The following is a 24,439-nucleotide window of genomic DNA, read 5'->3' as shown; positions in this document are numbered from 1 at the left end:
CGCAACCCCTCATCCGACCTCGCTTCGCTCGGCCACCTTCTCCCGCAAGGGGAGAAGGAGAAATTACTGCGCCCAGACCGGCGGGCGCTTGTCGAGGAAGGCGCGGACGCCTTCCTGGCCTTCGTCGGAGACGCGGGCGCGGGCGATGCGCTTGGCGGTCTCTTCCAGCAGGCGGCTGTCGATGGCCTCGCCGGCGATGTCGTTCACCAGACGCTTGGCCTCGCCCATGGCGCCGGGCGCGCAGGTCGTCAGGCTATCGGTCAGCATGGAGATGAACTCGTCCACCGAGCCTTCCGGCAGAACCAGGTCGATCAGGCCCGCGTGCGCGGCATAGTCGGCGTCGAAGGTGTTGGCGGTCAGGAACAGCTGGCGGGCGCGACGGGCGCCGACGGCCTCGATGACATAGGGGGCGATGGTCGCGGGGATGAGGCCCAGCTTGACCTCGGAGAAGGCGAAACGCGCGCCCTCGACGGCCACGGCCATGTCGCAGGCGGCGACGATGCCCGCCCCGCCGCCCATGGCCGAGCCCTCGACCAGGGCCACCGTCAGGGCCGGCACGTCGTGCAGCGCCTTCAGCATCTTGGCCAGACCCATGGCGTCGTCGCGGTTGTCGGCCTCGGACCAGCCGGCGGCGTCGGCCATCCAGTTCAGATCGGCCCCGGCGCTGAAGGTGCCGCCCGCGCCGCGGATGAAGACCACGCGCACCCGGTCGGCGCCCTGCAGCGTCTCGAACGCTTCATAGAGGGCGGCGATGGTGGCCGCGTCGAAGGCGTTGCGCTTTTCCGGGCGGTTGATGGTCACGAAGACCACGCCCGACGGCAGGGCGTCGATCTTGACCAGATCGTCGTTCGCGTCCGGCGCCGGATCGGCCAGGAAGGGATGGGCGATGGCGTTGATCTCGGCCGCCTCGGCGTCGGTGACGTCCAGGGCGTTCAGGTCGGCTTCGGTGGGGGTCTTGGGGTCGGTCATGGAAAGCTCCTTCAAGCTCTGAACGCCTGAAATGTCTTCCTTCTCCACTTGGGGGAGAAGGTGGCCTGCGGAGCAGGTCGGATGAGGGGGCGATTTCCCCATTTGTGCCGCGCGAAGGCGGATCGCGTCCAGCAGGATATTGGGATTGTGCAAAAATGCTTCGTTTGAGAAGCGAACAACGGCGAACCCTGCCTCAGACAGACGATGATCGCGGAGGGCGTCTGCGGCCTCGCGCAGGCGATGAACGCCGCCCGTCCAGCTCGATGACCAGCTTGAGGTCAAGACAGAGGAAGTCGGTGACATAGCCGGCGACCGGGGCCTGACGCCGGAATTTCCAGCCTTCGAAGCCGCGATTACGGAGCAGGGTCCAGAGGCTGGATTCGGCTGGCGTGGTGTCGGCTCGGAGACGACGGGCGCGGCGCGTTCGGTCTGGCGACTGATGCATGGCAGATAGCCTAACCCCTTCTCCCCTCGGGGGAGAAAGTGGCTCGCGCAAGCGAGACGGATGAGGGGGCCGTCGGCTCCATGCTCATTTTCGCGTTTGCCTGCGGACAGCGCCCCCTCATCCGACCTGCTCCGCAGGCTACCTTCTCCCCCGACGGGAGAAGGATTTTGAACACTACATCCGGAATACGCCGAAGCGGGTCTCAGGGATGGGGGCGTTCAGGCTGGCGCTGATGGCCAGGCCCAGGACGTCGCGGGTCTGGGCCGGGTCAATGACGCCGTCGTCCCACAGGCGGGCGGTGGCGTAATAGGGGTTGCCCTCGTCCTCGTACTTCTGGCGGATCGGGGCCTTGAAGGCCTCGGCTTCGTCAACCGTCCAGGTGTCCGCGTCGCGGTGGACGGTGGCCAGGACCGACGCCGCCTGCTCGCCGCCCATCACGCTGATGCGGCTGTTCGGCCAGGTGAAGAGGAAACGCGGGGAATAGGCCCGGCCGCACATGCCGTAGTTGCCGGCGCCGAAGCTGCCGCCGATCAGGACGGTGAATTTCGGGACTTCGGCCGAGGCGACCGCCGTGACCAGCTTGGCGCCGTGCTTGGCGATGCCCTCGGCCTCGTATTTTCCGCCGACCATGAAGCCCGAGATGTTCTGCAGGAAGAGCAGCGGAATCTTGCGCTTGCAGGCCAGTTCGATGAAGTGCGCGCCCTTCTGGGCGCTCTCCGAGAACAGGACGCCGTTGTTGGCCAGGATGGCGACCGGATAGCCCCAGATGCGGGCGAAGCCGCAGACCAGGCTGGTCCCATACAGGGATTTGAACTCGTCGAAGTCCGAGCCGTCGACGATGCGGGCGATGACCTCGCGCACGTCATAGGGGGCGCGGACGTCGTCGGGGATCAGGCCGTAGAGCTCCTGCGGGTCCAGGGCCGGGGCGCGCGGCTCGCGCACGTCCAGCGGCACGGTCTTCACCGTGTTCAGATTGGCGACGATGGAGCGGACGATCTCCAGCGCGTGCTCGTCGTTCTCGGCCACGTGGTCCACCACGCCGGACTTGCGGCCGTGGGTCTCGGCGCCGCCCAGTTCCTCGGCCGAGATGACCTCGCCCGTCGCGGCCTTCACCAGCGGCGGACCGGCCAGGAAGATGGTGCCCTGATTGCGCACGATCACCGTCTCGTCGGACATGGCCGGGACATAGGCGCCGCCGGCCGTGCACGAGCCCATGACGCAGGCGATCTGCGGGATCGACTTGGCGCTCATCCGCGCCTGGTTGAAGAAGATGCGGCCGAAATGGTCGCGGTCCGGGAAGACCTCGGCCTGGTGCGGCAGGTTGGCGCCGCCCGAATCGACCAGATAGACGCAGGGCAGATTGTTCTGCTCGGCGATTTCCTGCGCCCGGAGGTGCTTCTTCACCGTCAGGGGGAAGTAGGCGCCGCCCTTCACCGTCGGGTCGTTGGCGACGATCATGACCTCGCGGCCCGAGACGCGCCCCACGCCGCAGATCATGCCCGCGCCGGGGGCCTCGTCGCGATACATGCCGTTGGCGGCCAGTTGACCGATTTCGAGGAAGGGCGAGCCCGGGTCCAGCAGGCGCTCGACGCGGTCACGCGGCAGCAGCTTGCCCCGCGCCACATGGCGGTCGCGGCTGGCGTCGGAGCCGCCGCGCGCGGCCTTGGCGACCTTCTCGTAAAGCTCGTCCCGCAGGGCGCGATTGTGCGCGTCCAGCGACTTGAAGGCAGGACTGTTGCGATCGACGGCGGAAATCAGCTTGGGCATGCCTCAAGGTTTAGGAGGCTTCCGCGCCGGGGGGAAGTCGTTCGGTTTCCTGTCCGCAGGAATCCGGCCTAAACCACCCTCATGGCTGCTGAACGTCCCGACACGCTGGAAGCCGCCCTCGCGCGCGTCTTCGAGGGCACAAAGAACACCCGCGCCAGCTGGTTCGCCCTGACGCGGGGCGAACGGCTGTTTTCCGCTGGGGATCCGGCCGACACCCTCTACCTGCTGCGGGCCGGACGGCTGGGCGTGTTCCGCGATGACGACGGACGCGCGCCCCAGTTCGTCGGCGTCATCAAGCCCGGCGATCCGGTCGGCGAAATGGCCATGCTGGCGGGCACCACCCACATGGCCAATGTCGTGGCCCTGCGTGACAGCGATCTGGTCGCCCTGCCCCGCGACGCCTTTTTCGAGGCGGCCCGCGCCGAGCCCGCCCTGATGGCCGAACTGGGCCAGGTGATGCTGACCCGGGCGCGAGCGCGCAATACGACCGGCGTCGCCCCCAGCGTCTTCGGCTTCATCTCTGGCCGCGCCCGACCGATTCGCGCCTTCGTCGAACGGGTGGCCCACGCCGTCGAGGCCCAGGGCTTCTCCTGCCGGGTCATCGACCACACGGCGCTGACGTCCGCCGCCGAGTGGTTCTCGGGCGTCGAGGACGCTCACGACTACGTTCTTTATGTCGCCGAATCCGACGAACCCGGCTGGGCGTCGCTGTGCGCCCGTCAGGTGGACCGAGTCTTCCTGGTGGGCGACGCCGACCATCCCCCTCAGACGCCCCCGCCGCCTCAGGACGTCGAAGACGAAGCCCACCCCCTGACGGATCTGATCCTGCTGCGCGATCCGCGCATGTCGCGGCCCACCAACACCCGCGCCTGGCTGGAGATGTTCAGACCCGGTCGCTGGTTCCATGCGGTCGAGGGCCTGTTCAGCGACACCGCACGGATCGCCCGCATCGTCACCGGCTCGGCGGTCGGCGTGGTGCTGTCGGGCGGGGGCGCCCGGGCCTACGCCCACATCGGGGCGCTGAAGGCCCTGACCGAGGCGGGCGTGCCGATCGACTTCATCGGCGGCTCCTCGATGGGGGCGGTGATCGCCGCCGGTCCCGGCCTGGGCTGGTCGGACGAGGAACTGACGGAGCAGATCCGCAAGGCCTTCGTCGTCTCGGACCCGCTGTCGGACATCGCCTTTCCCATCATCGCCATGACCCATGCCCGCAAGGTCGGCCGGCTGATGCAGGACGCCTATGGCGACGTGGCCATCGAGGACATGCCCCTGCCCTTCTTCGCGGTTTCGACCAATCTGACGGCTGGCAAGGTCGAGGTGCATCGCCAGGGGATGCTGCGCCACGCCCTGCGGGCCTCGATTTCCATTCCCGGGGTCATGCCGCCCGTGGTCATGAACGGTCAGGTGCTGGTGGACGGCGCCGTGCTGCGCAACTTCCCCAGCGAGGTCATGCGCCGCCTGAACAGCGGTCCGGTCGTCGGCGTGGACGTGTCGCAGACGCGCGGCGTGGACCCGAGGGCGCTGGAGGATCCGCCGTCGTGGTGGCGCTGGATCGCGTCAGGCGCCTGGAAGAAGGGCCCGCCCATCGTCTCGATCCTGATGCGCTCGGCCACCCTGTCGACCGAGGCCGAACTGATTCAGGCCCGAGCCGACACCGACCTGCTGATCCTGCCCAAGCCCGAGGGCGTCGATATCCGCGACTGGAAGGCCTATGAGCCCGCCGTCGCCGCGGGGCATGAGGCGGCGCAGACGGCCTTGGCGACGCTGAAATGCCCGGTCGAGCACCTGCATCGCACCCCCGTCAACGACGCCGCGCAACAAGAAACAGACGAGGAAATGGTAGAAGCGTTGACCCGTCCGCTCGCTGCGGAAACGCCTGCGAAAGCCGGTCGGACAGCGCGGAAAGAAAGGCCCTCCGCATAGGCAGATCGCCCGCCAACGCGGTCATATAGGGCCGCAGCGCCGTGCCCTTCATCCATTCCAGCACCGCGTCCTCGCCGCGCAGAACGTGCAGATAGGTCGTCATCCAGATGTCGATGTCGTCGCACAACGGCGCTAGGGCCTCGTAATAGGCCTCGGCCGGCAACAGGGGCGCGATCGTATCCACGCCCGTCAGGATTGAGGCCCACGCCCCCTCGGCCGCCGTCTCGCGCATGATGGTATGGTGGCGCGTTTCCCAGGCCATCGGCATCTGCACCGCCAGCAGGCCGCCGGACGCCAGGGCGCTGGCCAGATGGGCGAACAGCGCGGCATGATCCGGCAGCCATTGCAGCGAGGCGTTGGCCAGGATCAGATCGGCCGGCTGCTCCGGCGCCCAGGTCGCGATGTCGCCGACAGTCCATTCGACATCAGCGGACAAGGCGCGGGCCTGCTCCAGCATGGCGTCGCTTGAATCCATGCCATGCACCTTGGCGTGAGGATGCCGACGCTTCAGCAAGGCCGCGTGCTGCCCCGTGCCGCAGCCCAGGTCCCAGATCTCGGCCGGGTCCAGGTCCTCGGGCAAACGCACCAGAAGATCGAGCGCGGCGCGGTCGCGCTGGGCTTCAAACCGGTTGTACTGGCGGGGGTCCCACACGGGGGAAGCGTCGCTCATGTCGGCATCACTCCAAGTCGCTGAAAGCGATTCGTTGAAGTGATGGTACCGCCTCTCAGGCTTGAACTGAGGACCTCCGGTTCCACAAACCGGCGCTCTAACCAACTGAGCTAAGGCGGCGCGATCAACGCGAGGGCGGTTCTCTAGCGGGCCTCGCCCCCGTGGGCAATATGCTTGTGACGGATTTTCGCTTTATCCCCCGTCAGTTCCATCCGCGGCTGGCGATATACTGCTGCAAGGCCGCGATCCGGGTCTGATCCGACGGGTGGGTCGAGGCGAATTCGGGCGTTCCGGTTTGGCGCTGCTGCGCCATCAGCCGCCACAGGGCGATGGATTCGGACGGTTTGTAGCCGGCTGCGGCGACGTAATCGACGCCGATGCGGTCCGCCTCCAGTTCGTGATTGCGCGAGAAGGGCAGCAGCAGGCCCAGTTGCGCGCCCAGGCCCCCGACGGCGCCGACGGCCTGGGAATAGTCCCCCGCCCGGCTCTGGACCGCCCCTAGCACCAGGCCGGTCGTCGACTGGGTCGAGTAGCGTTCCGCTGCGTGGCGGGCGACGACATGGCCGACCTCGTGGCCGAGAACCGTGGCCAGTTGGTCGTCGTTCTGGACCAGCACCAGCAGACCCGTGGTCACGCCGATCTTGCCAGACGGCAGGACGAAGGCGTTGGGGCTGTCGTCGATAAAGACCCGATAGTCCCAGGGTCGGTTCGCCAGCCCGGCGGCTTGCACGATCCGCCCGCCGACACGGCCCACGCGCTCGTTCTGGGCGGCGTTGGTCGAGAGTTTTGCCGTCCGCAGCGTTTCCGCCCAAGCCGCATCCGACTGCTGGATCAGGGCGCTGTCGTCGACGATCAGAAACTGATTGCGGCCCAGACTCTCATTGTAGGCGCAGGCCGACAGGGCCAAGCCCAGCGAGGAGACGACAGCGACGACAAGGTGTTTCATGCGATTTCTTTCCGTTCGGATGCGCTTCCGGACGAGGCCCCAAGACCAGGGGGGCGCCGCCCAAGCGCCAGACGGCGACCTTAAGGGCGATCTCGACGACCTTCCACCGGCGCCTGGACCTGCCGCGACGGATCGGCCGGTGAGAAGAACGGCACACGAACGACGAACTTGGCGCCGGGCCGGGTGCCCTTGACCGTCCCGGCCGAAAGCCGCCCGCGCTGGACAATCTCGAGGGCGGCGGCGCCGAAGCCCATGCCGGCCGGCGCTTCCGTCAGAACGCGGCAGTCCGCCGGATGACCGCTGGAGGTGACGGCGCACTCAATCCTGGCGAAACCCGCTTCCCCGTCAGCCGATATCATCCGGCCGGCGCATCCTGCCGCCGCCAGGGCCGGCAAGGCGACGACAGCGACCGCAGCATGGCGCATCAACCGCATCGGCTTCTCCCTCTCCTATTCGCAGCCATGCCGCGCGACGACGGCGACGCAATCGTAGTTCGTTAGAGCAAGGCAAAGAAAAACGCTCCGAGGCAAGCCTCGGAGCGTTCTTCATTTCGACTATCGATCGTGTCAGTCGCCCAGATTGAAGGGCACCCGAACGACGAATCTGGCGTTCGTCGCCGCACCATCGACCGTACGGGGCGAAAGTTGCCCGCGCTGGACGATACGAACGGCGGCGGCGCCGAAGCCCATGCCGGCAGGATCTTCCGAGACGACGCGGCAGTCCTCAGGACGCCCGCTCGGAGTCACCGTGCACTCGACCGTGGCAGAACCACCCACGCCGCGATCCAGGGCGCGTTGCGGGAAGTCCCGTTCAGTCGGACGCGGCGGACGCGCCCAGCTCGGGTTGGTGATGACCGAAGGTTTCGGCGGCGCAGGCGGAGCCGGCGGAGGCGGAGGTCCGGGGACGATCTGGGGCGGACCCGAGTATTCGACCCGATCTTCCTTCTTCGTCGGTTCGATGGCCACAGTCACCGGAGGCGGAGGCGCCTGGGTGTTGATCTGCGGTTCACGCACCTGAAGCTTCGGCGGCGGGGGCTGATCCGGCGGAGGCGGCGGGGGCGGCGGCGGCGGCGGCGGAGGGGGAACCTCCATCAGCTCGACGTCGACGGCCTCGTCCTCGTAGGTCATTTCCTTCAGCTTGAACTTGTTGTTGTACAAGTACAGGCCCGCCAGGGCGTGGACGATCACCGAAATGGTGATGCCCACGATGGCGCCGGTCGAAAGCTTCTTCTTCTTCTTCGGCGGATCCAGGATCGGATCACGGTGGACGTGAGGTTCAGCTGTCATGCTATGCGCCCCGCCCCCTTACGAGTTGTCTTCGCCAACCAGGGCGACGCTGTAGAAACCATTATCCTGGAGGGCGTTCATGACCTGCATGAAGTCGCCGTACCGAGTCTGTTGGTCTGCACGAATGAAAATACGTTCTTCCGAAGGGTTCCTGCGTCCAATCTGCACCCGCAGGTCGTCACCCAGAGCACCGGGCGAGGACTTGAGGTCGCCGATCCACACGTCGCCATCGTTCTGGATGGAGATGAAGACCGGCGTCGGCGGATTCTTGCCCGGAGGAGCAACGGCGCGAGGCAGTTTCACCGGCACCGACACGGTGGCGAGCGGAGCCGCCACCATGAAGATGATGAGGAGCACGAGCATGATGTCCACGAAAGGTGTGACATTGATCTCGGCATTAGCCTCGACGGTGTACTTGCCGCCGCCGGAACCGGAAAGTTTGGCGGCCATCCGTCTTACGCTCCCTTGTCGAGCTGACGCGAGATGGCGTTGATCAGTTCAGCGTTGAAGCCGTCCGAACGCGTGCCGTAGTTCGAGATGCGCGTGTTGAAGTAGTTGTAGAAGATAACGGCCGGGATAGCGGCGAACAGGCCGATACCGGTGGCGAGCAGAGCTTCAGCGATACCCGGAGCAACGACGGCCAGGTTGGTCGTGTTGGACTCGGCGATGCCGATGAAGGAGTTCATGATGCCGTAAACGGTACCGAACAGACCGACGAACGGACCAGTCGAACCGACCGACGCCAGGAACTGTTGGCCGCCCGAGAGGCGCTTGGGCAGACCCGACTGAACAGCAGCCACAGCGGTCTGGGCGCGCAGCAGCGCCGAGTCGCGGTGATCGCCGGTCACTTGCAGGCCGGCTTGACGCGACAGTTCGATTTCCTCGGTGGCGGCGGCGGCCATGTCGGCCAGCGGGTTGCCGTCAAAATCTTCCGAGGTCGAAACGCGACGCATGTCAGCGATCGTGCGGGCGCCGCGGAAGGCTTCCAGGAAGCGGTCGGTCGCCTTGTTCAGGGCGCCGAACTCCAGCAGCTTGATCAGCAGCAGGGTCCACGAGAAGATCGAGGCCAGCAGCAGGCCGGACATGACGACCTTAACCACTGCGGTGGCTTCCATGAACATGGAGACCGGGGTGATGCCGCCGCCGTGACCTTTGCTGACCGAGTCAGCAACCGTCGACGGATCAGCAGCGGGAGCGGCGTCAGCAGCGGGAGCAGCAGCGTCGGCGGCCGGAGCGGCAGTCGAAGCAGCGGCTGCCGGAGCAGCGGCCGGGGTTGCGGCGGATTGCGCCAGAACCGGCGAGCTCGCCATCAGGACGGCAGCGCCGGCCAGTGCGAGGAGGATATTCGTCTTCTTGCTATCGAGCATTGTTCGCCAGTTCCTGCTTTGGTCTGACACGTGGAACCCAAGACACGGACCGCGTCAGTCGGCCGTCCCTATAATGAAATCTCACCACCGAAAGGATCGAGCCCGTCGAGTGGAACCGCCGCCCGCCACGACCGTTCGAAAACGATCGCCGCCGCCAAGGTCCGGAAGACAATATCTTCGTGACCCCGACCTGCAAGCAGGAATGCGATTAAGTCCCTTTGGCGAACGCCTATCTTAGCGTCAAGTGCGCAAAGTTTCTTTTCCCCCCGGCACATCGGGCGGCAGGGCCGTTGGGCAAAAAATTTGCCAAATTCATCACCAAAACGACACGAACCGGTCGCGGCGACAAAGATTAACGGAAAGCAATTCCCAAGGCGAAATTTAGGCCATTTCGGGGCGCGGATTTCGAGGTGATGGGATTGGGCGACAAAAGGGAAATGGTGCCTGGAGGCGGGTTCGAACCACCGACACGCGGATTTTCAATCCGCTGCTCTACCAGCTGAGCTATCCAGGCGCGCGATTTCCGTCGCGAGAGGCGGGTCTATAGGCGAGGCCGGACGGGGTGTCCAGACGCCAATTCACTCAATTCCGCGATCTTTTTCATCATCGACCGCATCCTCGGTCGGAATGGCGTAGCCGCCGGTGAACCAGCGCTGCAGATCAACGTCGGCGCAGCGCTTGGAGCAGAAGGGCTTGTAGGCCGGGTCCGGCTTCTGACGGCGGCAGATGGGGCAGAGCGACATTAGACAGCCTCTTCAATTCGGACGGCGCCAGGAGCCAGGGAGGGATCGGCCGCCAACCCGGCCCTCGGCCCCAGTGCGGCGACCAGGGGCGCGGCCAACGCCGCCTCCTCGGGGCAGCAACGGGCGATGAAGCGCGGCGTCGCGGGATCGGACAACATAGCCAGACGGATTTGACGCGCGACGGCGATGGCCCGGGTCTCAAGTGTCGGACGGCCCCTCGCGTCCAGCAGCCGTTCGTCCAGCGGGGTCCGCCGCCACGGCAGGGACAGTTGCATCAAGCCGAACCGGCTCAACGGCCCGAACGCCGCCTGGGGTTCCGCAGCGAAGGCCGCGCGAACGCCCTTCATTATAGTGTCGCCGTGCAGGCCGACGCCGATGAGGTCGATCACGACCAGTCCGCCCCACCCTTTCAGCGTCAGCAGCCGGGCGGCCTGGGTCAGGCCTTCACGATTCGCCGTCTCGCGGCTCTTGCGGGAATCACGGCCCGGCGCGGGGGCATGGTCGATGTCGACGGCGATCAGGGCGCGGGTGCGCTGGATCATCAGGTCCAGACCGCAGGCGGGATCGACGACAGAAGCAGCCAGCGCGTCCTCTTCGGCCTCCAGAGCCGCGCGTACCGCGACCACGCCCGTCTGGGCCGCGACGCCCGGCGCCAATGCGGCCAGGATTGCGGAGACGTCCGGCCCAGGCGCCAGCAGGCGCGGCTCGCCGGACGCGTCGCCGAGACGACGCAGCACCGGGCCTTTGCGCTCGCGGGGTTCGGCAGTGACCTCGACCTCGATCTTGGCCCCCTCCCCCGGCTTTTCGTTCTGGCCCAGCGGCAGGAAGCCGAACGGCTCGCCCGCGCCCAGATCGACAAAGGCGCCGCGCAAGGCTGGTTCGATCCGCGCGAGACGGCCGACGCAACGTGCGCCCAGCCGATCGCTCGGCCGGTCGCTGTCGCGGTGGAGGATCAGATGATGGAAACGCCCCCTGCGGGCGACGACGCCGCGGGTCTCGCCCGGCGTCTGATCGAGGAAGACCTCGACATCGGCCATGTCAGGCGCTCTTGGGCCGCCAACCGGCGCCCCGAAGCAGATTGGCCGCCTCATAGAGGGGCAGACCCATGACCGCCGGGTGGCTGCCGACGATGCGGCGCACGAAGGCCGCAGCCGCTCCCTGGATGCCGTAACCGCCCGCCTTGCCGCGCCATTCGCCGGAGGCGACGTAGGTCGCGATGTCTTCGGTCGACAGGGTCTTGAACGAGACGCGGGTGTCGACGACCCGGCAGGTCGTTTCGCCGTTGGCGATCACGACGACGCCGGTAAAGACGCGGTGATTGCGACCCGACAGCAGTTCGAGGAAACGCTTGGCCTCGGCCTCGTCCGCCGGCTTTTCCAACAGGCGACGGCCCAGGGCCACCACGGTATCGGCGGCCAGAACGATGGCGTCGGGCGAACGCGCCGCCACGACCTCGGCCTTGCCGCGCGCCAGGCGCTCGGCCAGACGCGTCGGCGTCTCGCCTTTCAGCGGAGTCTCGTCGATGTCGGCGGGATCAACATGATCGGGAACCACCCCGATCTGCGCCAGCAGTTCGATGCGGCGCGGGCTCGACGAGGCCAGAATCAGCCTCGGAGCCGAAAGGTCAGGACGCGACACGCGCGTCCTTACTTGAAGCGATAGGTGATGCGACCCTTGGTAAGATCGTACGGCGTCATTTCAACCAGCACCTTGTCGCCCGCCAGGACGCGAATGCGGTTCTTGCGCATCTTGCCGGCGGTGTGGGCGATGATCTCGTGGTCGTTTTCCAGCGTCACGCGGAAGGTGGCGTTCGGCAGCAGTTCGCTGACGGTGCCCGGGAACTCGAGAAGCTCTTCCTTGGCCATGCGGTCTCTCTCGCCCGATGAAACGGCATAAGGCTCGCGTTGGGCGTGAACGCGAGCCGTCGAAGGAGGCGCCTAATGCACCAAAATGCTGAAATAGTCGAGTTCAGCCGCGTCGATAGAGGGCGCACACCAGCGTGAACAGGCGACGGGCCGTTTCCTTGTCGATCTCGACCTTGCCTTCGAGGCGTCCCTTGAGCAGTTCGGCGCCCTCGTTGTGCAGGCCACGACGGCCCATATCGACCGACTCGATCTGGCTGGGCGACGAGCCGCGCAGGGCTTCGTAATAGCTTTCGCAGATCAGGGCGTAGTCGCGGATCACCGTCTTCATCGGCGACAGCGACAGCACGTGGGTGCGCGCAAAGTCAGGCCCGGCGATATCGAAGGCCAGGCGATTGTCCTGCGACGAGAGACGCAGCGTATAGGGGCCGCCTTCGGCGCCCTCAGGCGCGAAACTGTTGGCCTCGACCAGGTCGAAGATGGCGACGCGGCGCTGATGCTCGATCTCGGCAGTGGCGGCCGGCAGGGTCGCGGCGTCCACTTCGATGACCGAAAGTTTGTGCGGCCCGCTCACGACTGGCTCTCGTCAGAAGGCGCGTCGTCCAGATGGGTCGGCGCCACGCGCGCGGGCCAGCGGTCCGACAGGTCGGTCAGCACGGCGTCCAGGCATTCCACGTCGATGCGCAGGTCTCCGCCGCCGGCGAACATCAGGATGACCCGGCCGCCCGGCGCTTCGGTCGGCTCGAAATCGAGCGCCAGGAGCTCCAGCGCCGATTCGGGCGCGCGCGGCAGGCGGCGGCTCTTGACCGCCTCGACGTCGCCGAACTGCATGGCGGACATGACTCGGGCGCCGCCGCATTCCCAGCAGAAGCGCGACAGGACGATGGTCAGGCGCCGGGCTTCCTTTTCCCACCTGATGTCGACGGGACGCATGATGGCGTCCTGAAGCGCGGCCGAGATGATCTGCAGATCGACGGCGTCCTCGGCCAGCAGGCGCAAGGGCTCCATCGGCGCCAGGGCCTCCTCGGCCGCCGCGTCGGTTTCAGAGGTCGCCTTGGCCTCAGTGCTCATCCGCCTCGCCTTTCACGCGCCGGACATCGGCGCCGCAGGCTCCCAGCTTTTCTTCCATCCGCTCGAAGCCGCGATCCAGATGATACACCCGCCCGACCGTGGTTTCGCCCTCCGCGACCAGACCGGCCATGACCAGGCTGATCGAGGCGCGCAGATCGGTGGCCATGACCGGCGCGCCGGTCAGCTTCTCGACGCCGCGCACGTGCGCCTCGCCGGCGTGGACCGAGATGTCGGCCCCCAGACGCGCCAGTTCGGGCGCGTGCATGAAGCGGTTCTCGAAGATGTTCTCGTGGATGATGCTCTCGCCCTCGGCGGTCGTCATCAGGGCCATGAACTGGGCCTGCAGATCGGTGGCGAAGCCCGGATAGATTTCAGTCGTGATGTTGACGGCCTTCAGCCGCTGCGTCGGATCGCGGCGGACGATGACGCCGTCGACGGTCGGTTCGACCTCGACCCCGGCCTCGATCATCTTGTCGGTCAGAGCGGTGATCAGGTCGGCCCGCCCCTTGGTCAGGCGCACCTCGCCGCCGGCCATGGCGGCGGCCAGAGCATAGCTGCCCATCTCGATCCGATCGGGAATCACCGACCAGGTCGCGCCGCTCAGCGACGAAACGCCGGTGATGGTCAGGACGTCGGTGTCCAGGCCCTCGATCTTGGCGCCCATGGCGATCAGGCAGCGGGCCAGATCGCCGATCTCGGGCTCACGGGCGGCGCGTTTCAGCACGGTCGTGCCGTTGGCCAGGACGGCGGCCAGCAGGGCGTGTTCGGTGGCGCCGACCGAGACGAAGGGAAACTCGATCTCGGCCCCTTGCAGCCCCCTGGGCGCCGTGGCCGAGACATAGCCCTCTTCCAGTTCGATCTCCGCGCCCAGCGCCGTCAGCGCCTGAAGGTGCAGATCGACAGGCCGCGCCCCGATGGTGCAGCCGCCCGGCAGCGACACCTTGGCGTGGCCGGTGCGCGCCAGCAGCGGCCCCAGGACGTTGAACGAGGCCCGCATCTGGCGAACCAGATCATAGGGAGCGAAGGTCGAGGTCAATTCCGGCGCATGGAACAGGGTCTCCTGGCCGTCGGCGCCATTGCGCTCCGTCACCTCGACGCCGAACTGTTGCAGCAGTTGGCCCAGGAACTTGGTGTCGGCCAGACGCGGCATATTGGTCAGCAGCAGGGGCTGATCCGTCAGGATCGACGCCGCCATCAGCTTGATGGCCGAATTCTTGGCGCCGCTGACCTCGATCTGGCCGTTCAGGCGGTTGCCGCCGTGGATGACGATGCTGTCCATGGAATCTTTCGCGGCCGGAAACACTGCGCCCCGGCGAACCGGCTATCTAGCAAGCCGCCCTACCCTCGCGAAAGAGCCGGATGCGACGCAGGGCGATGACTTTCAGTTGCGCTCGGTAGCAGGGCGCGGCGGGGCGGTCGGCGCCTTGCGGCGCTTCAGGTTGGTGCGCAGAGCGGCGGCCAGACGCACGGCCCGCTCAGCCTTGGCCTTCTGCTCGCGTGAGGGCTCCACGACCGGGGCGGCGGGAACGGCGTCTTTGGGCGGGGTATCCATGTTGCACAGCAGACCGCGTGCAAAGTTTTTGATCAAGCATGCATTTTGCACTTGTGCCGCCCCGAGGGTCTTGGCTATACGGCCGCTTCCTCAGTGAGGGCCGCCGTAGCTCAGTGGTAGAGCGCATCCTTGGTAAGGCTGAGGTCGTGGGTTCGATTCCCCCCGGCGGCACCATCCGGACCCTTGCAGATCAATGATTTGCAAGGGTCCGGTCCAATCTCCCCGACAATCAGATGCTATGTCCTGACGCGGTCGAATTGCGCCCGTTCGACACCTGACGGCTGGTCAAAACCTCCCCGCGCCCGCTAGACCTTCCGACCTCATCAGTAGGGGTCTTGGGGGCCTTCCATGAAGCGCAGTTTGTTGACCACCGTCGCGGCCCTGGCCGTGGCCTTCCCGGCGTTCGCCCAAACGGCTCCGGCCGGCGATTCGACGGCGACCGCCGCCACGCCCGCCAAGCCGAAATGGGATGTCCAGAACCCGCCGGGCGCGTCGCACGACGCGACCATCGACGTCACCGAAGGCACCTGGATGTCGCTGGACGTCAGCCCTGACGGCCGCGAGATCGTCTTCGACCTGCTGGGCGACATCTATGTCATGCCGATCGGCGGCGGCGAGGCCCGCGCCATCGCCTCGGGCGTGGCCTGGGACATGCAGCCCAAATATTCGCCGGACGGCCGCTCGATCGCCTTCACCTCGGACCGGGGCGGCGGCGACAACCTGTGGGTCATGGACCGCGACGGTTCCAACGCCAAACAGGTGTCGAACGAGACCTTCCGCCTGCTGACCCAGCCCGACTGGTCGCCGGACGGCCAGTTCATCGTCGGCCGCAAGCACTTCACCTCGTCGCGCTCGCTGGGCGCGGGCGAGATGTGGATGTATCACCGCGCGGGCGGCGGCGGCGTGCAACTGACCGAGCGCCGCACCCAGCAGAAGGACACGGGCGAGCCCGCCTTCTCGCCCGACGGCCGCTACCTCTACTTCAGCGACGATTCCACGCCAGGCGGCCAGTTCGAATACTCCAAGGATCCGAACAGCCAGATCTACGTGATCCGGCGCCTGGATCGCGAGACGGGCGAGGTCACGCCCTTCGTCACCGGGCCGGGCGGCTCGATTCGCCCCACCCCCTCGCCCGACGGCAAGTCGCTCGCCTTCATCCGGCGCGACCGGTACAAATCCGTCCTCTACGTCATGGACCTCGAATCGGGCCGCGAGACGCCGATCTACGACGCTCTGGACCGCGATCTGCAGGAAACCTGGGCCATCCACGGCGTCTATCCGACGATGAGCTGGACCCCGGACAACAAGGGTCTGGTCTTCTGGTCGGGCGGCAAGATCCACCGCATCGACGTGGCGTCCAAGGCCGTCAGCGAAATCCCCTTCCATGTCGCCGACACCCGCCGCGTGCAGGAGGCCGTGCGCTTCCCCGTCGAGGTCGCGCCTGACAAGTTCGACGTGAAGATGGTCCGCTGGGCCCAGACCTCGCCCGACGGCTCCAAGGTGGTGTTCGAGGCCCTCGGCAACCTGTGGGTCCGCGACCTGCGCAACGGCGTGGCCGGCGCCCCCCGTCGCCTGACGCGCCAGAGCGACCATTTCGAGCTCTATCCGTCCTGGTCGCGCGACGGCCGTTCGATCGTTTACACGACCTGGAACGACAAGGACCTGGGCACGCTGCGGGTGATTCCCGCTGGCGGCGGCGAGGGCCGCGTCATCAGCGCCCACCCCGGCCACTATCTGGAACCGCAGTTTTCGCCGGACGGCCAGACCGTGGTCTATCGCACCTCCAGCGACGGCTTCCTACGCACGGCCCTGTGGAGCCGCGAGCCGGGCGTCTATCGCACCCCGGTGCGCGGCGGCGAGCCGACCCTGATCACCGACAAAGGCTCGAACCCGCAGTTCGGGGCCCGCAACGACCGCATCTTCCTGACGGCGCGCGACGGCGACAAGCGCGTGCTGAAATCGGTCAACCTGTCGGGCGAGGACGCCCGCACCCACCTGAGCAGCGAATGGGCCGCCGAGTTCTCGGTGTCGCCTGACGAGCACTGGGTGGCCTGGACCGAGCGGTTCAACGCCTATGTGACGCCCTTCGTCGCCACCGGCCGCGCCATCACGGTCGGCGCCGACACCAAGGCCCTGCCCCAGACCCGCGTCACCCGCGACGCCGGCGAATGGTTGCACTGGTCAGGCGATTCCAACCGCCTGCAATGGTCGATGGGACCGGAGCTGTTCTCGCGTCCGCTGAGCGAGAGCTTCGCCTTCGCCGAGGGCGCGCCCGCCGAACTGCCCAAGCCCGCCGAGCACGGCGTCAAGATCGGCTTCAGCGCCGACTACGCCAAGCCCTCAGGCCGCGTGGTCCTGACCGGCGCCCGCCTCATCACCATGAAGGGCGACGAGGTCATCGAGGACGGCGTGGTCGTGATCAACGGCAACCGCATCGAGGCCATCGGCCCGCGCGGCTCTGTCACGGTCCCCGCCGACGCCCGCGTCATGGACATGGCCGGCAAGACCATCATCCCCGGCCTAGTGGACGCCCACTGGCACGGCTCGATGGGCTCGGACGAGATCATCCCGCAGCAGTCATGGGTCAACTACGCCGCGCTCGCGTTTGGCGTGACCACCATCCACGACCCGTCCAATGATTCGAGCGAGATCTTCGCCCACAGCGAACTGGCCAAGGCCGGCCGCGTGGTCGGGCCGCGCATCTTCTCGACGGGGACCATCCTCTACGGGGCGGCGACGCCGTTTACGGCTCAGGTCAACGACCTGGACGACGCCCTGTCCAACCTGCGCCGGATGCAGGCCATCGGGGCCTGGAGCGTCAAGAGCTACAATCAGCCGCGCCGCGACCAGCGTCAGCAGATCCTGGCCGCCGCCCGCGAACTGGGCATGATGGTCGTGCCCGAGGGCGGCTCGCTGTATCAGCACAACATGAGCATGGTGGTGGACGGCCACACCACGGTCGAGCACTCGATCCCGCTGGCCCATCTGTACGCCGACGTGCACCAGCTGTGGCGGCAGACCAAGGTGGCCTACACCCCCACCCTGATCGTGGCCTATGGCGGCAACTGGGGCGAGAACTACTGGTATCAGGCCACGGACGTGTGGAACGACCCGATCCTGACCCAGTACGTCCCCCGCCGCATCCTGGACAGCCGCGCCCGTCGCCCGGTCCAGGTGCCGCAGGACGAACTGAACCACATCTCCATCGCCCGCGAGGCCAAGCGCCTGTCAGACGAGGGCGTGTCGGTGCAACTCGGCGCCCACGGCCAGCGCGAAGGTCTCGGCGCCCACTGGGAGCTTTGGATGATGGAGCAGGGCGGCATGACGCCGCTCCAGGCCCTGCGCGTCGGCACCCTGAACGGCGCCACGGCGCTGGGCATGGACAAGGACATCGGCTCGCTGGAGACCGGCAAGCTGGCCGACCTGGTGGTGCTGGAGGCCAACCCGCTGGAGAACCTGCGGAACACGGTGAAGATCGGCTACACGATGATCAACGGTCGGATCTTCGACAACCACATGAACGAGGTCGGTCAGGCCCCGCGTCAGCCCTTCTGGCATCAGGGCGCCGATGGTCAGGCCTGGAGCGCCGGGGCCGCCTCGACCGAGGCGCACAGCCACGGACACGGCCAGGACTGACGGTCGTCAGACCAGATACGAAGAGGGCCCGTCCGAAAGGACGGGCCCTTTTTTCATGCTCTGAAACGTCATCCCGGAAGCGGCGAAGCCGCTATCCGGGACCGCAAGAAACGCGACGCAGGAAACGCGGCGTCTTGAGCGGTCCCGGCTCTCCGCTGCGCTGCGGCCGGGATGACGGTTGGTTGGGAAGCTACTTGACCGTCGCGGCCAGCAAGGCAGACCGCTTGGCCGCCCTGCCCTTCAGCCAGCGCATGGCGACGACGGCGACGACGACGAAAGCTCCAAAGGCGATCAGCATCAGGGTGGGGCCGTGGGCCTCGCTGAGGACCTCCAGCCGCGCCAGTCCCCTGGCGGCCAGATAGCCGGGCGCCAGCATGGCCAGAACCCAGACGAAGGCCGATGTCACATTGGCGAATTGGAAGACGCGTCGACGCATCCGCAGCACGCCGACCATGACCGGCACGAAGGCCCGCAGAGGCCCGAAGAAGCGTCCGATGAAGATGGAGGCTACGCCGTAACGACGGCAATACAGCCGCGTCCAGGCGATCTTGCGCCGGTGCGGCAGCAGCATGGGCTGGCGCAGAACGCCCGTCCCCAGCCGCCGACCAATCCAGTAGGAGATGGCGTCGCCCATCACGGCGCCGATGACGCAGCCGACGACGACGGTCATGGGATCCAGAACGCCCGCCGCCACCAGTCCCCCCGCCGCCACCAGCAGACCGGTCGCCGGCACGAAGGCGCCGATCACCACCAGGGATTCAAGGAAGGTGACAGCCCCTAGAACGACCCCGGCCCAGACGTGGTGTCTGGCGATGAAATCGGCGGCCGAACTAAGCAAACTATCCATACTGGTCCTCTATCTCCCACGCATATGGGAGATCGCCGCCCGAAGGGAATGCGGCGATGGGACGCCCCGAGCGAAACACGCCGGCCGTGGCGCGAACGCCTCAGTTCGATCAACCGGTTTGGGGCCTTTAACGGCCAGTTTGCAGGGAAATGCCGATGGACTGGGTGGTTTCCTGAACCGCGCCGGAACGCAGCGGCGGATAGGGGCGAGCACGGAAATAAGTTCCCTCATAGCCCGGTGGCTCCATGACGCCGAACGGACGACCGTAGCCGCCGTAGGGATAGTCCCGGAGCGAGCCGTAACCGTAGCCCCAGGGGCTGTTTTTGGTCTGACGGACGCTCAGGTTCAGCGCGCCGTTCTCTCCCAGCGGCAGCGACACCGCCGCCGAATAGTCGCGATAGCCGCCGGTGCCCATGCCGACGCTGAACTCGCCGTGCATCTTGCGGGGCTCGGCCTCGGCCCAGGGATCGGCGGGCGCGATCGACGCGTCCGATGTGCGGTCGCCGACCCAGCGGGCGATCTGTTCGTCGGTGCTGAGTCCATGCGGTGCGGCGCTCTGCACCGTCGTGCTGGGCGACGCGTCCGCCGTGGTTTCAGCCAGCATGGCCGCCGTGGCGGTCGGCACCGATTGGGTGCCGCGCGGAGCGGTCGTGACGACGCCGTCCGGGTCGAATCCCGTCATCAGCGTCGCGGCGGCGACCAGTTCGATCATCATGCGCCCATACTCCCGTTTCCGACCACCCTAGCGCCAAATGCGGCCAAGGTCAGGCGGAGCCGTCGCCGCGCCCCAGCGGATCGGGCAGAGGCTGGCCCTCGGGCACGAAGCTGAGAGCCACGGAATTGATACAGTAACGCAGGCCGGACGGCGGCGGCCCGTCGGGGAAGACATGGCCCTGATGGCTGTCGCAGCGGGCGCAGCGGGTCTCGACGCGGACCATGCCATAGCTGCTGTCGCGTACGGCGCGGACGTGAGCCTCGTCCACCGGCTGGCTGAAACTGGGCCAGCCCGTGCCGCTCTCGAACTTGGTCCCCGTGCGGAACAGCGGCAGGCCGCATTCCCGGCAGCAGAAGACCCCGGCGCGCTTCTCACCCAGCAAGGTCCCGCAGAAGGGCGCCTCGGTGCCGTGGGCCAGCAGGACGCGTTTTTCCTCCTGCGACAGATCGGCTTCCAGCGCCACGCGCTGGCTCTCGCTGGGCGGCGTCAGATCATAGCCCGAAGGCGAGCGTAGCGGCGCGGGGGATTCGGTCTGGGTCATGTCCCACAAATAGTAAGGGCCGGACGGCGTTTCCACCGTCCGGCCCCATTCATCGGCCCAAACGGGCCTCAAGTAGCCCGAAGGGGCGCTAGGCCCCTTAAAAGAGCGTGCCGACCCAGGCGCGCACGGCGGCTTCATCGGTCGGGTTGCCGGCGAAGGCCAGGCCCTGCGCCGGGGTGTAGGGCTGATTGTTGCCGCGCTGACGCGTCGTCCAGGCCTTGTGACCATAGCTGAGATCAGCATAGTTCGACGGCAGGCGCTGCACGGTCGGCTCGATGAAGATCGAGTCGACGGCGGTGGCCGACCCGACCAGACGCACGTTCGGCAGGCGGGTCAGCAAGTCCAGCGTGTCCAGGCAACCGCCCGAGCAGCCGCCGTCGACCAGAACCACGACCGGCCCCTGCATCGGGTTGGCGGCGCCGGTATCGGCGACCGACGGACGGCCCGGCATGACGAAGGTCTGCTGACCGGCGGCCAGGGCCGAATCGAAGGCGGCGACGATGGCCTGGGTCTGTTCGATCACGGCGCCCGATTCCTGCACGAAGCGCGGATCGGCCTGCATGCGGTTCAGGGTGTCGGCGAACCATTGGCGGTTGGCCGGAGTAGCGCGATAGGTGATCTGACCGGCTGCCGGCTGGCGGCTGACGGTGAACTCGGGCGTCCACAGGCGGTTGGCCAGGCCATAGCCGCGCGAGGTGGCGTTGATCGAGGCGCCGTCGGCGCCGCGCAGATCGATCACCAGGCCCTGCGAACCGCGCAGGGCGGCGACCTGGCCTTCGACCTGGGCGAAGAAGGCGTCCCAGCCGGCGTCGTCGGCAAGGGAGTTGACGTGCAGCCACGGACGACCGTCGATCTGTTCGATCGACAGCTTGGTCGCACCCGGCGTGAAGACCGAGGCGCGATAGGCGGCTTCCAGGTTCGCGGGCGTCGCCGGTTGCGGGCTGAGCGTGTATTCGCGGGCGCGGCGGCCGACCTGGAACTCGCACACAGACGGCACGCCGCCGACCATCGGGTTGTTGCGGTTCCACAGCAGGTAGGGGGCGGTGCGAACCCGGCCGGCTTCGGTAGTCAGATCACCTTCAAAACCGTCCAGCTTGGCCTTGGCGAAATCGGCGATCGGCTGGACGTTGCAGCTCTTGACCACGGCGCCCACCGGCGGCGCGCCGCGCACGCCTGGCTGAACGTAGGAAACGATATACTCGCCATTGCGCCAGGCGGTGGCGACGCCGGGCCATCCGGTGGCGAAGAAGGGCCCAGCGCCTTCAAAGGTCGGGCGGGCGGCGATGTTGGCGTCGCGGAAGCCGTTGGCGTAGTAGCGCAGCAGATAGGCGTGGCTGTCTCCGCTGTTGACCTGCGCCGCCTTGGACAAGGCGTCCTGAAGCCCGGCGTCGAGCCAGCCGCGGAAGACTTGGCTGGCGGCGCCCGGCACGACGGCCGCCGGATGGTTGGCTTTCAGGGCGTCGTGCGTGGCCTGAAGGTCCTTCCGCGCGAGATCGCTGAAGTTCTGGGCCGAGGCGCTGCCAGCCGTCAGGGCCAGAGCGAGCACAGCCGCCGAGGCGGTGAGCAGACGTTGCATGAAAGAAACTCCCAGAGGGCCGTCGAAACGCGGTTTCGCCGTGTTTAAACCCAAGAAAGGTCCCCGTTCCAGCCCCGTGACGAATTGACCGCACCGCTTGCCGTCTGACGCATCGTTTACGCCGCCCCGAACGCCAAGCTATCCTCCTTGCCAACGCTGGCCTTCGCCGGCGTCGAGGGGACGTCGGGGGGACGACATGACATTGAAAGACAAGCTGTTCGGCTTCGATGGCCGCCTGCGTCGCATGGACTGGTGGGCGCTCACGATCCTGATGGGGTTGGCCGGCATGATGTTCAGTGAAACCCTCGCCCTGCTTGTGCTCGGCGGCGACCGCTCGCTGTTCTTCGGCGGCCTCGACGCCATAGCGCGCCGCATGACCGACCCCGTCGGCATCATGGTCAGCGCCGCCGCCGCCCTGCCCTTCCTCTGGCCCGCCCTGGCCCTGGCGGCCAAGCGCGCGCATGACCGCGACAAGAGCGCCCGGCTGGTCATGGGCCTGACGATCGCCAGCTACATTCTCAGTATCGCCCCCGACGGCGCGTTCACCGCCGCCGGCCGACTGGCTGACCGCGGGCTGTGGATCGCCGGCTTTTTCCTGCTGATGGGAGTGGCGGCCACGATCGGAAGCCTCTACCTGCTGATCGTCCTCGGTTTCCAGGACGGCACGCCCGGGCCGAACCGTTTCGGACCGTCGCCCAAGCGCCGCGACCCGGCCCTCGCCCTGCCCCAGACTGAACCCTGATGACGCTGCTGACCGATCTGTTCCTGACGTCCTCCGGCCGCGTTGGACGAACCGCCTTCATCGCGGGCGCCGCCGTCCTGCTGGCGCTGTGGGCGGGATTCGATCTTCTGACGCCGCCGGCGCTGCGGGACATGATCGGCTGGGCCGTCGCGGCCCTGCTGCTCTACGGCGGGGCCTGCATCCTGTCGCAACGGCTGCATGATCGCGGCCGTTCGGGCTGGTGGAGCGGACCGATCCTCCTGGCCGTCGCCCTGGCCTGGCCTCGCCCACAAGCGCCGCTTGACTGGATCGCCGCCGCCATCCTGGTTCTCGTGGCGGTCGATCTGGCTCTGCTGCCGGGTCAAAGGGCGTTCAATCGCTACGGCCCGCCGCCCAGGGCCTGACGCATAGTTCAGAGCGGCGCTTCGCCTGCCTGAACCGGACCAAAGACGCGCTGGAACGAGGCCTTCAACGCCCCGTCCGCCTCGTCCATCGTCGCCAGAACGCCCAGATCGACCAGGCTGGTGACGCCGTGGTCGGTGATGCCGCAGGGCACGATGCCGCCGAAATGGTCGAGGTCCGGCTCCACGTTCAGGCTGATGCCGTGGAAGCTGACCCATTTGCGGACCTTGACGCCGATGGCGGCGATCTTGTCCTCGCGGCTCCAGCCCGCGCCCTTGCGTTCGACCCAGACGCCGACGCGACCCTCGCGCATCCCCGCCTCGACGCCGAACTGATCCAGGGCGCCGATGATCCAGTCCTCCAGCCCATGGACGAAGGCGCGCACGTCCTTGCCGCGCTTGTTGAGGTCCAGCATCACATAGACCACGCGTTGGCCCGGCCCGTGATAGGTGAACTGCCCCCCTCGCCCCGTCCGGTGGACCGGGAAACGGTCCGGAGCCAGCAGGTCCTCGTCCTTGGCCGAGACGCCCGCCGTATAGAGGGGCGGATGCTCCAGCAGCCAGACCATCTCCTCGGCCTGGCCCGCCGCGATGGCGGCGACGCGCGCCTCCATGGCGGCGACGGCGGGCTCGTAATCGACATAGCCGGTCGAGACCGCCCATTCGACGGCATGGCCGTCGGCGCGGATCAGAGATCGTTCGGTCAGGCTTAACGGGTCGGCAAGCATGACGCTTCAATGTGTCTACTGACGCGCCGACGCAAGGTCGTCCGTTGATTGCGAGTACCATTTTGAGCCAGATCGAAGCCGTCGATGTCGAGATTTCGATCGTGCTGGGCCGTTCGGTCCTGCCGATGCAACAGTTGCTGCGCATGGGCCGGGGCGCTGTGATCCCGCTCGACGCGTCCGAAAGGGACGAAGTCTGGATCCTGGCCAACAATCACCCGGTGGCCCGCGGCGAGATCGAAATTCGCGACGACCGCATCGCCATCACCGTGACCCGCACCGCCGACGTCTATGACTTCATGGCCGGCGCGGCATAATTTTGGGGCGGCAGTCAGAAGGCTCCGCCCTTCTCGACCCGACGCCGCCCTGCGGGTTTCGACCCGAACATCTTTGTCGAGCCGCGGTCAGAAGGCTCCGCCTTCTCGACCTGACGCGGCTTGATTCCCCGCGGCTCAGCGGCAAATGGGCAGGAAAAGCCGAGACTTCGCCTATTTCCGCAAAACGCTCTTTTCTTTCCGTTCTCTCTCCGCTATTGCCCGCCCTCCGATGCGAGCGGTCGTGGCGGAATTGGTAGACGCGCAGCGTTGAGGTCGCTGTGGGGCAACCCGTGGAAGTTCGAGTCTTCTCGACCGCACCATCTGATCTGACAGGGCGACACTCGGCTATACCAGGCTGA

At 67.1% G+C, this 24,439-nt stretch carries 26 protein-coding genes, 4 tRNA genes and 1 pseudogene; 7 read left to right on the top strand and 24 right to left on the bottom strand.

Translation table 11 applies throughout. The annotated features are described in order from the left end of the window. Positions 1-63: 63 nt before the first annotated feature. The 3 genes from AB4Y68_RS10620 to AB4Y68_RS10610 all read right to left on the bottom strand — a co-directional run bounded on the left by AB4Y68_RS10620 (position 64) and on the right by AB4Y68_RS10610 (position 3,181). Positions 64-969, bottom strand: a complete 906-nt coding sequence (locus tag AB4Y68_RS10620; RefSeq protein ID WP_441455627.1) for an enoyl-CoA hydratase-related protein — start codon at positions 967-969, stop codon at positions 64-66. A gap of 193 nt (positions 970-1,162) precedes the next feature. Beyond that, positions 1,163-1,414 (bottom strand): endonuclease domain-containing protein, encoded by a 252-nt coding sequence (locus AB4Y68_RS10615; RefSeq protein WP_441455599.1) that lies wholly within the window; start codon positions 1,412-1,414, stop codon positions 1,163-1,165. A gap of 174 nt (positions 1,415-1,588) precedes the next feature. Continuing rightward, positions 1,589-3,181 carry a carboxyl transferase domain-containing protein gene (locus AB4Y68_RS10610; RefSeq protein WP_441455597.1) on the bottom strand — a complete coding sequence of 531 codons (1,593 nt, stop codon included), beginning with the start codon at positions 3,179-3,181 and terminating at the stop codon, positions 1,589-1,591. An 81-nt stretch (positions 3,182-3,262) separates the two neighbouring features. Here AB4Y68_RS10610 and AB4Y68_RS10605 point away from each other — a divergent pair, with 81 nt between their 5' ends. After that, on the top strand, positions 3,263-5,104 hold the full coding sequence (locus tag AB4Y68_RS10605) for a patatin-like phospholipase family protein (RefSeq protein ID WP_441455596.1): 1,842 nt from the start codon (positions 3,263-3,265) through the stop codon (positions 5,102-5,104). 268 nt (positions 5,105-5,372) lie between these two features. On the opposite strand, the pseudogene AB4Y68_RS10600 reads toward AB4Y68_RS10605, so the two are convergent. From AB4Y68_RS10600 to AB4Y68_RS10525, 16 genes and pseudogenes are all read right to left on the bottom strand, one after another. Then, positions 5,373-5,774 (bottom strand): annotated as a pseudogene (locus AB4Y68_RS10600) (methyltransferase domain-containing protein); the annotation flags it as partial. 43 nt (positions 5,775-5,817) lie between these two features. Continuing rightward, positions 5,818-5,894 (bottom strand) — tRNA-His (locus AB4Y68_RS10595). Positions 5,895-5,976: 82 nt separating this feature from the next. Next, positions 5,977-6,720: a M48 family metallopeptidase gene (locus AB4Y68_RS10590; protein WP_441455594.1), complete on the bottom strand. Its 744-nt coding sequence runs from the start codon at positions 6,718-6,720 to the stop codon at positions 5,977-5,979. 80 nt (positions 6,721-6,800) lie between these two features. After that, positions 6,801-7,154, bottom strand: coding sequence for an energy transducer TonB family protein (locus AB4Y68_RS10585; protein WP_441455592.1), 354 nt, complete (start codon positions 7,152-7,154; stop codon positions 6,801-6,803). Between the two features lie 132 nt (positions 7,155-7,286). Continuing rightward, positions 7,287-8,006, bottom strand: a complete 720-nt coding sequence (locus tag AB4Y68_RS10580; protein WP_441455591.1) for an energy transducer TonB — start codon at positions 8,004-8,006, stop codon at positions 7,287-7,289. Positions 8,007-8,024: 18 nt separating this feature from the next. Next, positions 8,025-8,456 (bottom strand): ExbD/TolR family protein, encoded by a 432-nt coding sequence (locus tag AB4Y68_RS10575; protein WP_114817772.1) that lies wholly within the window; start codon positions 8,454-8,456, stop codon positions 8,025-8,027. Between the two features lie 5 nt (positions 8,457-8,461). Continuing rightward, entirely contained in the window at positions 8,462-9,373 is a 912-nt protein-coding gene (locus tag AB4Y68_RS10570; RefSeq protein WP_441455590.1) for a MotA/TolQ/ExbB proton channel family protein, read from the bottom strand. Positions 9,374-9,811: 438 nt separating this feature from the next. Further along, positions 9,812-9,887: transfer RNA gene (locus AB4Y68_RS10565), tRNA-Phe, on the bottom strand. A 64-nt stretch (positions 9,888-9,951) separates the two neighbouring features. Next, the gene (locus tag AB4Y68_RS10560; RefSeq protein ID WP_441455589.1) at positions 9,952-10,116 is read right to left on the bottom strand and encodes a DNA gyrase inhibitor YacG; all 165 of its coding nucleotides are present in this window, start codon (positions 10,114-10,116) and stop codon (positions 9,952-9,954) included. Then, positions 10,116-11,153, bottom strand: coding sequence for a ribonuclease E/G (locus tag AB4Y68_RS10555; protein ID WP_441455588.1), 1,038 nt, complete (start codon positions 11,151-11,153; stop codon positions 10,116-10,118). Before AB4Y68_RS10555 ends, AB4Y68_RS10560 begins: the two co-directional genes overlap by 1 nt. Position 11,154: 1 nt before the next feature. After that, positions 11,155-11,754: a Maf family protein gene (locus AB4Y68_RS10550; protein WP_441455587.1), complete on the bottom strand. Its 600-nt coding sequence runs from the start codon at positions 11,752-11,754 to the stop codon at positions 11,155-11,157. 8 nt (positions 11,755-11,762) lie between these two features. After that, positions 11,763-11,981 carry a translation initiation factor IF-1 gene (infA, locus tag AB4Y68_RS10545; protein ID WP_008261544.1) on the bottom strand — a complete coding sequence of 73 codons (219 nt, stop codon included), beginning with the start codon at positions 11,979-11,981 and terminating at the stop codon, positions 11,763-11,765. A gap of 103 nt (positions 11,982-12,084) precedes the next feature. Then, positions 12,085-12,552, bottom strand: a complete 468-nt coding sequence (locus tag AB4Y68_RS10540; protein WP_441455585.1) for a UPF0262 family protein — start codon at positions 12,550-12,552, stop codon at positions 12,085-12,087. Beyond that, positions 12,549-13,049, bottom strand: coding sequence for a DUF2948 family protein (locus AB4Y68_RS10535; protein ID WP_441455583.1), 501 nt, complete (start codon positions 13,047-13,049; stop codon positions 12,549-12,551). The genes AB4Y68_RS10540 and AB4Y68_RS10535 overlap by 4 nt, the downstream gene beginning before the upstream one ends. After that, positions 13,039-14,328 (bottom strand): UDP-N-acetylglucosamine 1-carboxyvinyltransferase, encoded by a 1,290-nt coding sequence (gene murA, locus AB4Y68_RS10530; RefSeq protein ID WP_441455582.1) that lies wholly within the window; start codon positions 14,326-14,328, stop codon positions 13,039-13,041. The genes AB4Y68_RS10535 and murA overlap by 11 nt, the downstream gene beginning before the upstream one ends. A gap of 102 nt (positions 14,329-14,430) precedes the next feature. After that, entirely contained in the window at positions 14,431-14,637 is a 207-nt protein-coding gene (locus AB4Y68_RS10525; protein WP_441455580.1) for a hypothetical protein, read from the bottom strand. Between the two features lie 63 nt (positions 14,638-14,700). Here AB4Y68_RS10525 and AB4Y68_RS10520 point away from each other — a divergent pair. Both AB4Y68_RS10520 and AB4Y68_RS10515 read left to right on the top strand, forming a co-directional pair. Further along, positions 14,701-14,775: transfer RNA gene (locus tag AB4Y68_RS10520), tRNA-Thr, on the top strand. 186 nt (positions 14,776-14,961) lie between these two features. Then, positions 14,962-18,237 (top strand): amidohydrolase family protein, encoded by a 3,276-nt coding sequence (locus AB4Y68_RS10515; protein ID WP_441455578.1) that lies wholly within the window; start codon positions 14,962-14,964, stop codon positions 18,235-18,237. Between the two features lie 190 nt (positions 18,238-18,427). Here AB4Y68_RS10515 and AB4Y68_RS10510 read toward each other — a convergent pair whose 3' ends face one another. The 4 genes from AB4Y68_RS10510 to AB4Y68_RS10495 form a co-directional block, all read right to left on the bottom strand. Continuing rightward, entirely contained in the window at positions 18,428-19,084 is a 657-nt protein-coding gene (locus tag AB4Y68_RS10510; RefSeq protein WP_441455576.1) for a DedA family protein, read from the bottom strand. A gap of 127 nt (positions 19,085-19,211) precedes the next feature. Then, entirely contained in the window at positions 19,212-19,799 is a 588-nt protein-coding gene (locus AB4Y68_RS10505; protein WP_441455574.1) for a hypothetical protein, read from the bottom strand. 49 nt (positions 19,800-19,848) lie between these two features. Then, on the bottom strand, positions 19,849-20,340 hold the full coding sequence (gene msrB, locus AB4Y68_RS10500) for a peptide-methionine (R)-S-oxide reductase MsrB (protein WP_441455572.1): 492 nt from the start codon (positions 20,338-20,340) through the stop codon (positions 19,849-19,851). Between the two features lie 97 nt (positions 20,341-20,437). Further along, positions 20,438-21,916, bottom strand: a complete 1,479-nt coding sequence (locus tag AB4Y68_RS10495) for a hypothetical protein (RefSeq protein WP_441455570.1) — start codon at positions 21,914-21,916, stop codon at positions 20,438-20,440. Between the two features lie 196 nt (positions 21,917-22,112). On the opposite strand from AB4Y68_RS10495, the gene AB4Y68_RS10490 reads away from it, so the two are divergent. Continuing rightward, positions 22,113-22,658, top strand: a complete 546-nt coding sequence (locus AB4Y68_RS10490; RefSeq protein ID WP_441455569.1) for a DUF805 domain-containing protein — start codon at positions 22,113-22,115, stop codon at positions 22,656-22,658. After that, positions 22,658-23,041 (top strand): DUF805 domain-containing protein, encoded by a 384-nt coding sequence (locus AB4Y68_RS10485; protein WP_441455567.1) that lies wholly within the window; start codon positions 22,658-22,660, stop codon positions 23,039-23,041. The genes AB4Y68_RS10490 and AB4Y68_RS10485 overlap by 1 nt, the downstream gene beginning before the upstream one ends. A gap of 8 nt (positions 23,042-23,049) precedes the next feature. On the opposite strand, the gene lipB is transcribed toward AB4Y68_RS10485, so the two are convergent. Next, a complete protein-coding gene (lipB, locus tag AB4Y68_RS10480) occupies positions 23,050-23,766 on the bottom strand; it encodes a lipoyl(octanoyl) transferase LipB (protein ID WP_441455565.1) in 717 nt (238 codons plus the stop codon). Positions 23,767-23,777: 11 nt separating this feature from the next. Between lipB and AB4Y68_RS10475 the strand changes: the two genes are divergently transcribed. After that, on the top strand, positions 23,778-24,080 hold the full coding sequence (locus AB4Y68_RS10475) for a FliM/FliN family flagellar motor switch protein (RefSeq protein ID WP_441455563.1): 303 nt from the start codon (positions 23,778-23,780) through the stop codon (positions 24,078-24,080). A 235-nt stretch (positions 24,081-24,315) separates the two neighbouring features. Further along, positions 24,316-24,400: transfer RNA gene (locus tag AB4Y68_RS10470), tRNA-Leu, on the top strand. The last annotated feature ends 39 nt before the right edge of the window (positions 24,401-24,439 follow it).

This window comes from Brevundimonas sp. 2YAF1 (assembly GCF_052114745.1).
Classification (GTDB): domain Bacteria; phylum Pseudomonadota; class Alphaproteobacteria; order Caulobacterales; family Caulobacteraceae; genus Brevundimonas.
Note: the sequence above shows the minus strand (reverse complement) of the source record. Positions and strands in the feature narration are given on the sequence as shown.

Excerpts from the sequence above, each read along its gene's own strand:
- AB4Y68_RS10505 (WP_441455574.1), bottom strand. The coding sequence starts at position 19,799 with ATGATGATCGAACTGGTCGCCGCCGCGACGCTGATGACGGGATTCGAC.
- AB4Y68_RS10485 (WP_441455567.1), top strand. The coding sequence starts at position 22,658 with ATGACGCTGCTGACCGATCTGTTCCTGACGTCCTCCGGCCGCGTTGGA.
- AB4Y68_RS10495 (WP_441455570.1), bottom strand. The coding sequence starts at position 21,916 with ATGCAACGTCTGCTCACCGCCTCGGCGGCTGTGCTCGCTCTGGCCCTG.
- AB4Y68_RS10535 (WP_441455583.1), bottom strand. The coding sequence starts at position 13,049 with ATGAGCACTGAGGCCAAGGCGACCTCTGAAACCGACGCGGCGGCCGAG.
- AB4Y68_RS10555 (WP_441455588.1), bottom strand. The coding sequence starts at position 11,153 with ATGGCCGATGTCGAGGTCTTCCTCGATCAGACGCCGGGCGAGACCCGC.
- AB4Y68_RS10590 (WP_441455594.1), bottom strand. The coding sequence starts at position 6,720 with ATGAAACACCTTGTCGTCGCTGTCGTCTCCTCGCTGGGCTTGGCCCTG.
- AB4Y68_RS10615 (WP_441455599.1), bottom strand. The coding sequence starts at position 1,414 with ATGCATCAGTCGCCAGACCGAACGCGCCGCGCCCGTCGTCTCCGAGCC.
- infA (WP_008261544.1), bottom strand. The coding sequence starts at position 11,981 with ATGGCCAAGGAAGAGCTTCTCGAGTTCCCGGGCACCGTCAGCGAACTG.
- AB4Y68_RS10605 (WP_441455596.1), top strand. The coding sequence starts at position 3,263 with ATGGCTGCTGAACGTCCCGACACGCTGGAAGCCGCCCTCGCGCGCGTC.
- AB4Y68_RS10570 (WP_441455590.1), bottom strand. The coding sequence starts at position 9,373 with ATGCTCGATAGCAAGAAGACGAATATCCTCCTCGCACTGGCCGGCGCT.
- AB4Y68_RS10510 (WP_441455576.1), bottom strand. The coding sequence starts at position 19,084 with ATGGATAGTTTGCTTAGTTCGGCCGCCGATTTCATCGCCAGACACCAC.
- AB4Y68_RS10575 (WP_114817772.1), bottom strand. The coding sequence starts at position 8,456 with ATGGCCGCCAAACTTTCCGGTTCCGGCGGCGGCAAGTACACCGTCGAG.
- lipB (WP_441455565.1), bottom strand. The coding sequence starts at position 23,766 with ATGCTTGCCGACCCGTTAAGCCTGACCGAACGATCTCTGATCCGCGCC.
- AB4Y68_RS10610 (WP_441455597.1), bottom strand. The coding sequence starts at position 3,181 with ATGCCCAAGCTGATTTCCGCCGTCGATCGCAACAGTCCTGCCTTCAAG.
- AB4Y68_RS10585 (WP_441455592.1), bottom strand. The coding sequence starts at position 7,154 with ATGCGGTTGATGCGCCATGCTGCGGTCGCTGTCGTCGCCTTGCCGGCC.
- msrB (WP_441455572.1), bottom strand. The coding sequence starts at position 20,340 with ATGACCCAGACCGAATCCCCCGCGCCGCTACGCTCGCCTTCGGGCTAT.
- AB4Y68_RS10620 (WP_441455627.1), bottom strand. The coding sequence starts at position 969 with ATGACCGACCCCAAGACCCCCACCGAAGCCGACCTGAACGCCCTGGAC.
- AB4Y68_RS10580 (WP_441455591.1), bottom strand. The coding sequence starts at position 8,006 with ATGACAGCTGAACCTCACGTCCACCGTGATCCGATCCTGGATCCGCCG.
- AB4Y68_RS10560 (WP_441455589.1), bottom strand. The coding sequence starts at position 10,116 with ATGTCGCTCTGCCCCATCTGCCGCCGTCAGAAGCCGGACCCGGCCTAC.
- murA (WP_441455582.1), bottom strand. The coding sequence starts at position 14,328 with ATGGACAGCATCGTCATCCACGGCGGCAACCGCCTGAACGGCCAGATC.
- AB4Y68_RS10490 (WP_441455569.1), top strand. The coding sequence starts at position 22,113 with ATGACATTGAAAGACAAGCTGTTCGGCTTCGATGGCCGCCTGCGTCGC.